The organism is Streptomyces niveus, assembly GCF_001723055.1.
Classification (GTDB): domain Bacteria; phylum Actinomycetota; class Actinomycetes; order Streptomycetales; family Streptomycetaceae; genus Streptomyces; species Streptomyces niveus.
Map to the genome: position 1 here is coordinate 1 of NZ_MDCR01000466.1, position 6,366 is coordinate 6,366.

Annotated in this window: 4 protein-coding genes and 1 pseudogene; 2 read left to right on the top strand and 3 right to left on the bottom strand. The window is 69.7% G+C overall.

Going from position 1 to position 6,366, the window contains the following annotated elements:
• Window positions 1-247, bottom strand: a pseudogene (locus BHU15_RS36310) (glycosyl hydrolase); the annotation flags it as partial.
• 235 nt (window positions 248-482) lie between these two features.
• On the opposite strand from BHU15_RS36310, the gene BHU15_RS36315 reads away from it, so the two are divergent.
• A complete protein-coding gene (locus BHU15_RS36315) occupies window positions 483-2,471 on the top strand; it encodes an acetoacetate--CoA ligase (RefSeq protein WP_069630992.1) in 1,989 nt (662 codons plus the stop codon).
• 72 nt (window positions 2,472-2,543) lie between these two features.
• The gene (locus tag BHU15_RS36320; RefSeq protein ID WP_069630993.1) at window positions 2,544-3,500 is read left to right on the top strand and encodes a DUF8829 domain-containing protein; all 957 of its coding nucleotides are present in this window, start codon (window positions 2,544-2,546) and stop codon (window positions 3,498-3,500) included.
• 75 nt (window positions 3,501-3,575) lie between these two features.
• Here BHU15_RS36320 and ptsP read toward each other — a convergent pair whose 3' ends face one another.
• Window positions 3,576-5,246 (bottom strand): phosphoenolpyruvate--protein phosphotransferase, encoded by a 1,671-nt coding sequence (ptsP, locus tag BHU15_RS36325; RefSeq protein WP_069630994.1) that lies wholly within the window; start codon window positions 5,244-5,246, stop codon window positions 3,576-3,578.
• 102 nt (window positions 5,247-5,348) lie between these two features.
• A complete protein-coding gene (locus tag BHU15_RS36330) occupies window positions 5,349-5,798 on the bottom strand; it encodes a PTS sugar transporter subunit IIA (protein ID WP_069630995.1) in 450 nt (149 codons plus the stop codon).
• Between the last annotated feature and the right edge of the window lie 568 nt (window positions 5,799-6,366).

The following is a 6,366-nucleotide window of genomic DNA, read 5'->3' on the forward strand; positions in this document are numbered from 1 at the left end:
ACCCCCAGAAGACCCCGCCGCCCACCGCCACCCACACCCGCAGCTCGGCCCGCGCGAACCGGACGATCCCGCCACCCGCCAGCGGCTCGGCGCCACGCACCGGTCCTGGCACCCTGGCCCGCTCCGCGCCACGCGCCGGCAGATCCCGCTCGTCCGTACGCCGACGGCGCCAGGCCGACCGCACCGTCCGCATCCCCCGTACCGAACCGGCATCTTTCATCGAGCGCAGCAGTTCACGACCGTCCATGCTGCTCAGCCTGCCATCCGGCGGAGAGCGAACCGGCCGCGTTCAACTCCCGTTCACCCGTGGTCCGGCCATATGTCGCCCACGCCCCATCCAGGCACATCAGAAGGCATCAGCGGGGCCTGTCTGGTGCGAAAGACGATCACATGGCATCGTCCCTGGGAGCCGGGGCGCACCTCCGCACGCGTACGCGCGCCCCCACGTACGCCACGCGTCGAGCCACCTCGGGAGCCACCGCATGACCTCAGAAGCCAGCCCGTCGCCACTGTGGCAGCCGGACGCCGACCGGATCGCGGCGGCGCACGTGACCAGGTTCCAGAGCTGGGCGGCCGAACGGTACGGAGCCCCCGCCGACGGCGGCTACGCGGCGCTGCACCACTGGTCGGTCACCGAGCTCGAAACGTTCTGGACGGCCGTCGCCGACTGGTTCGACGTCCGGTTCTCCACCCCTTACGAACGCGTACTCGGCTCCCGCGCCATGCCCGGCGCCGAGTGGTTCCCCGGCGCCACCCTCAACTACGCCGAGCACGCCCTGCGCACCGCCGACGACCCGGCCCGCGCCGACGAACCCGCCCTCCTGCACGTGGACGAGACCCAGGGACCCACACCCGTCAGCTGGGCGGAACTGCGCCGCCAGGTCGGCTCACTCGCCGCCGAGCTGCGGGCAGTCGGCGTACGTCCAGGCGACCGCGTCAGCGGCTACCTCCCCAACGTCCCGCAGGCCGTCGTCGCCTTCCTCGCCAGCGCCGCCGTCGGAGCCGTCTGGACGTCCTGCGCACCGGACTTCGGCGCCCGCAGCGTCCTCGACCGCTTCCAGCAGATCGAGCCCGTCGTCCTGTTCGCCGTCGACGGCTACCGCTACGGCGGCAAGGAACACGACCGCACCGAGACCGTCGCCGAGCTCCGCGCCGAACTGCCCACCCTGCGCGCCGTCGTCCACATCCCGCTCCTCGGCACCCCGGCCCCCGAGGGCGCGCTCGACTGGTCCGCGCTCACCTCCGCCGACACCGAACCGGTCTTCGAGCAGGTCCCGTTCGCCCACCCCCTCTGGGTCCTGTACTCCTCCGGCACCACCGGCCTCCCCAAGGCCATCGTCCAGTCCCAGGGCGGCATCCTGCTCGAACACTTCAAGCAGATCGGCCTCCACTGCGACCTCGGCCCGGGCGACCGCTTCTTCTGGTACACCTCCACCGGCTGGATGATGTGGAACTTCCTCGTCTCCGGCCTGCTCACGGGAACGACGATCGTCCTGTACGACGGCAGCCCCGGCTACCCCGACACCGGAGCCCAGTGGGGCGTCGCCGAACGCACCGGAGCCACCCTCTTCGGCACCTCCGCCGCGTACGTCATGGCCTGCCGCAAGGCGGACGTGCACCCCGCACGCGACCACGACCTCTCCAAGATCGCCTGTGTCGCCACCACCGGCTCACCCCTGCCGCCCGACGGATTCCGCTGGCTCCACGACGAGGTCGCCGAAGACCTGTGGATCGCCTCCGTCAGCGGCGGTACCGACGTCTGCACCTGCTTCGCCGGAGCCGTCCCCACGCTCCCCGTCCACATCGGCGAACTCCAGGCCGCCTGCCTCGGCACCGACCTCCAGGCCTGGGACCCCCAGGGCGAACCGGTCATCGACGAGGTCGGCGAACTCGTCGTCACCAACCCCATGCCGTCGATGCCCGTCAGGTTCTGGAACGACCCCGACGGCAGCCGCTACCACGACAGCTACTTCGACATGTACCCCGGCGTCTGGCGGCACGGTGACTGGATCACCCTCACCGACCGCGGCTCCGTCGTCATCCACGGCCGGTCCGACTCGACCCTCAACCGCCAAGGCGTACGCATGGGTTCGGCCGACATCTACGAAGCCGTGGAACGCCTCCCCGAGATCCGCGAATCCCTCGTCATCGGCCTCGAAGAGCCCGACGGCGGCTACTGGATGCCCCTCTTCGTCCACCTCGCCGAAGGCGCCGTACTCGACGACACCCTGCGCGCCCGGATCAAGACGACCATCCGCCAGGAACTCTCGCCCCGCCACGTCCCCGACACGATCATCGAAGTCCCTGCCGTCCCCCACACCCTCACTGGCAAGCGCATCGAAGTCCCGGTGAAGCGCCTGCTCCAGGGCACGGAACTGGCGAAGGCGGTGAACCCAGGCTCGGTCGACAACCTCGAACTGCTCCACTTCTACGAGGCCCTCGCCCGGGAACGCCGCGAGGCCCGCGCCTAAGGGCCCGAGCGTCGTTGTCAGACCCCCTGGTTACTCTGAGTGAGCAGTGATCGACAGTGCTCAGGGGGAGTCATGGCACACACCAAACGTAAGAACGACCGCGGGAACGACCGGAAGAACACCGGACGGAACGGCCCGACGGGGGCATCGCGGGCACGGCGCGAACGGCGCGCGCTGCGCCGCGAAGTGCCGTGCACCGTCGGGCTGCTCGCCGACGAGCAGGACTTCGCCGCCATGCGGCGCTATCGCAGCTTCACCTTCGCCGACCACCGCAGATACCTCCGGCAGATCGACGACCTGCTCCGCTCCCTCGCCGGTGAGGGAGCGCACACCGCCGTCGCGCTCTTCGACCCGGAGGACTTCGCGGAGTACTGCGCGGAGACGGGGCTCGCCCCGGACGCCGCCGCCAGCCGGAGCCGCTTCACCGCACACATCGCGTCGACGGACGGAGCCGTCCTGCCCTACACCGGCCAGCCCGTCGCCCACCTCGTCCCACAGCTCGTCAACACCGCCGTCCGCAGGGCCACTTGGGAGTACGCGACCATGACCCTCGCGGAACTCGGAGCCTGCGCCGACTGCGGCGTGGACATCGGACGCGCCTCGTTCGACCGCGCCTCGCGTCTCCTGACCCATCTGATCGAGCGCGCGGGACCGGGCACACACCACGTCGTGTGCAGCGTCCCGACCCCGGACGAACAACTCCTCGCGGCCCTCCACGTACAACGGCCCCCGACCGGCCCAGCCCGGCTCGACGCGTCCGAGAGCGCGGAGTTCGTCACCGTCCTCGCGGCCGGCATCGCACTCGACAGCCACGGCGGAGTCGTGCTCCGTACGACAGGAACCGACGCCCCGGACCGGCTCCACGGCTGGCAACTCAGGGACAGCGGCCTCGCACCGCTCAGCGAAGGCCAGGTCTTCAGCGCCTACTGCACCGACGCCCACACCGGCGAACCGCTCTCCCCGGAGCCGGGGGTGGAGTACCGGGCCGGCTTCGACCTCGGCATCGAGGACGCGGACATCCACCGCTGAACGCGACCGCTGTAACGCGAGGAGCTTCCCGCCGCGACGAGACGGGAAGCTCCTACAGCAGGTACCGACGAGGGGTCACTCGCCGGACAGCACCGCCTGGGCGGCCGACCGCGCCCCCTCGGCGGTGTCCGCCGCGCGCGCGGCGGCAGCGGCACGCTCGCACTGCGCGAGCGAGTACTTCGCCAACGTCGCCCGTACATAAGGAATCGACGCGGCGCCCATCGACAGCGACGTCACACCGAGCCCGGTCAGCACACACGCCAGCAGCGGATCGGAGGCCGCCTCACCACACACACCACAGCTCTTGCCCTCGGCACCGGCGGCGTCCGCCGCCATCGCCACCAGATCGAGCAGTGCGGGCTGCCACGGGTCCTGCCACCGCGACACCGCACCCACCTGACGGTCGGCGGCGAAGGTGTACTGCGCGAGGTCGTTGGTCCCCAGCGAAAGGAACTCCACCTCCTGAAGAACCGAGCGCGCCCGCAGAGCGGCCGACGGAATCTCCACCATCGCCCCGAACTTGGCGTTCAGCCCCGCCTCGCGGCACGCGTCGGCGAACGCCTTGGCGTCGGTGCGGTCGGCCACCATCGGCGCCATGACCTCCAGATACACCGGCAGACCCTCGGCGGCCTTCGACAGCGCGGTGAGCTGCGTCCGCAGCACGTCCGGGTGGTCCAGCAGACTCCGCAGACCCCGCACACCCAGCGCCGGATTCGGCTCGTCGGCCGGGGTCAGGAACTCCAGCGGCTTGTCGGCGCCGGCGTCCAACACCCGTACGACCACCCGGCCTTCGGGGAACGCCTCCAGCACCTGGCGGTAGACCTCGACCTGCTTCTCCTCCGACGGCGCGCGCTTGCTGTCGTCGAGGAACAGGAACTCGGTACGGAACAGACCCACACCCTCGGCGCCCGCCTCCACGGCCGCCGGCACATCGGCGGGACCGCCGACGTTCGCCAGCAGCGGCACCTTGTGCCCGTCGGACGTCGCACCCGGACCGGAGGACGCGGCCAGCGCGGCCCGCCGCTCGGCAGCGGACGCCTCAAGCTCGGCACGCTTCTCGGCACTCGGCTCGACGAAGACCTCACCGGTACTGCCGTCGACGGCGACCATCGTGCCCTCGGCCAGCTCACCGGCACCGGGCAGCGCCACCACGGCGGGCACCCCCAGCTGACGCGCCAGAATCGCGCTGTGACTGGTCGGCCCGCCCTCCTCGGTCACGAAGCCCAGCACCAACGTCGGATCCAGCAGCGCCGTGTCGGCGGGAGCCAGGTCACGCGCGATCAGTACGTACGGCTCGTCGCTGTCCGGCACCCCCGGCATCGGCACCCCGAGCAGCCGCGCCACGATCCGGTTCCGCACGTCGTCCAGGTCGGCGACCCGCCCGGCCAGATACTCACCGGCACCGGCGAGCAGCGCCCGGTAGGACGCGAACGCGTCGTACACGCCACGCTCGGCCGTGCTCCCGACGGCGATCCGCCGGTCCACGTCGGACATCAGCTCCGGATCCTGCGCCATCATCGCCTGCGCTTCGAGCACCGCCTGTGCCTCACCGCCGGCCAGATTGCCCCGAGCGATCAGATCGGCGGCCACAGCCTCGACGGCCTGCCGGGCACGCCCCTGTTCGCGCTCGGCCTCCTCGGTCGGAATCTGCTTGGCCGGCGGTTCGAGAACCGCTGTACCCATGTGCCGAACCTCGCCGATAGCCACTCCGTGGCTGACGCCGACGCCTCGCAGCGTTGTCTGCATTGCACCCGTCTCCGGTTGTGCGGCGACCGACCGGATCGCCGCGGTTGATGAGCTGACCGCCGGTGTTGACGGCCGACGGCCGTGGCGACTGTGTCGCGGGGGTCACTCCCAGCCGAAGAGCGCGTGGCCGGACTTCACTTCGCCGTCCTCGACGAGACCCGACAGCGCGTCGACACTCGCGTCCAGTGCCACCACCGGGCACACCGGAGACTTCCCGGCGGCCTCCACGTCGACGGGGTTCCAGCGCACGACGCCCTGACCCCGCGTCACGGTGTCGCCCTTGGCGACCAGGAGTTCGAACCCCGCGCCGTTCAGCTGCACGGTGTCGATGCCGAGGTGCGTCAGCACACCGTGGTCCTCGGAGTCCAGGACGACGAAGGCGTGCGGATGAAGGGAGACGACAACACCGTCGACCGGCGAAACGGCCACGGACGGCTCACGGACGGGGTCGATCGCTGTACCGGGACCGACCATCGCACCGGAGAACACCGGATCCGGCACGGCCGCGAGTCCGATGACGCGTCCAGCAAGTGGGGACGTCACGCTGGTCATGGGGAGCCTCCCAGGGGGCGGAGATTCGTCTGCCGCCGTCACTACCTGTCATGGACGACGTACCGTTCAGAAGCGTAAGTCATATGAAGTGACGGTTCCGCCCGAGAGCTGCCAGTTGGCGGGTCCCGGGGTGCCGCAAAACGATTTGCCTGCCCGCCGGGGCGGCATGTACTGTCGTACTCCTGCCTGGGACTTACCCGACTTCGAGTCGGCGGTCGGCAGCACCAATCAAGTCACAAACTCTCTCTGACAACAGCTTCCGCATGCCTGCGGAAGGGATGGTCAGGGAAAGCGAAAAGGCCTGATACTGTTTGAAACGTAAGGCCGAAGGGAAGCCCGGAGGAAAGCCCGAGAGGGTGAGTACAAAGGAAGCGTCCGTTCCTTGAGAACTCAACAGCGTGCCAAAAGTCAACGCCAGATATGTTGATACCCCGACCGGGTTCACGGTTTCGTGGATCGGGTTGAGGTTCCTTTGATAGAAACACAGCGAGGACGCTGTGAACGACTGGTCTTATTCCGACCGGTTGTTCCGCTCTCGTGGTGTCCACCTGACCTTTGGGTCGGGAAA

Bases quoted from the DNA above. Each gene is read 5' to 3' on its own strand.
- BHU15_RS36315 (WP_069630992.1), top strand. From the start codon at position 483: ATGACCTCAGAAGCCAGCCCGTCGCCACTGTGGCAGCCGGACGCCGAC.
- BHU15_RS36320 (WP_069630993.1), top strand. From the start codon at position 2,544: ATGGCACACACCAAACGTAAGAACGACCGCGGGAACGACCGGAAGAAC.
- ptsP (WP_069630994.1), bottom strand. From the start codon at position 5,246: ATGCAGACAACGCTGCGAGGCGTCGGCGTCAGCCACGGAGTGGCTATC.
- BHU15_RS36330 (WP_069630995.1), bottom strand. From the start codon at position 5,798: ATGACCAGCGTGACGTCCCCACTTGCTGGACGCGTCATCGGACTCGCG.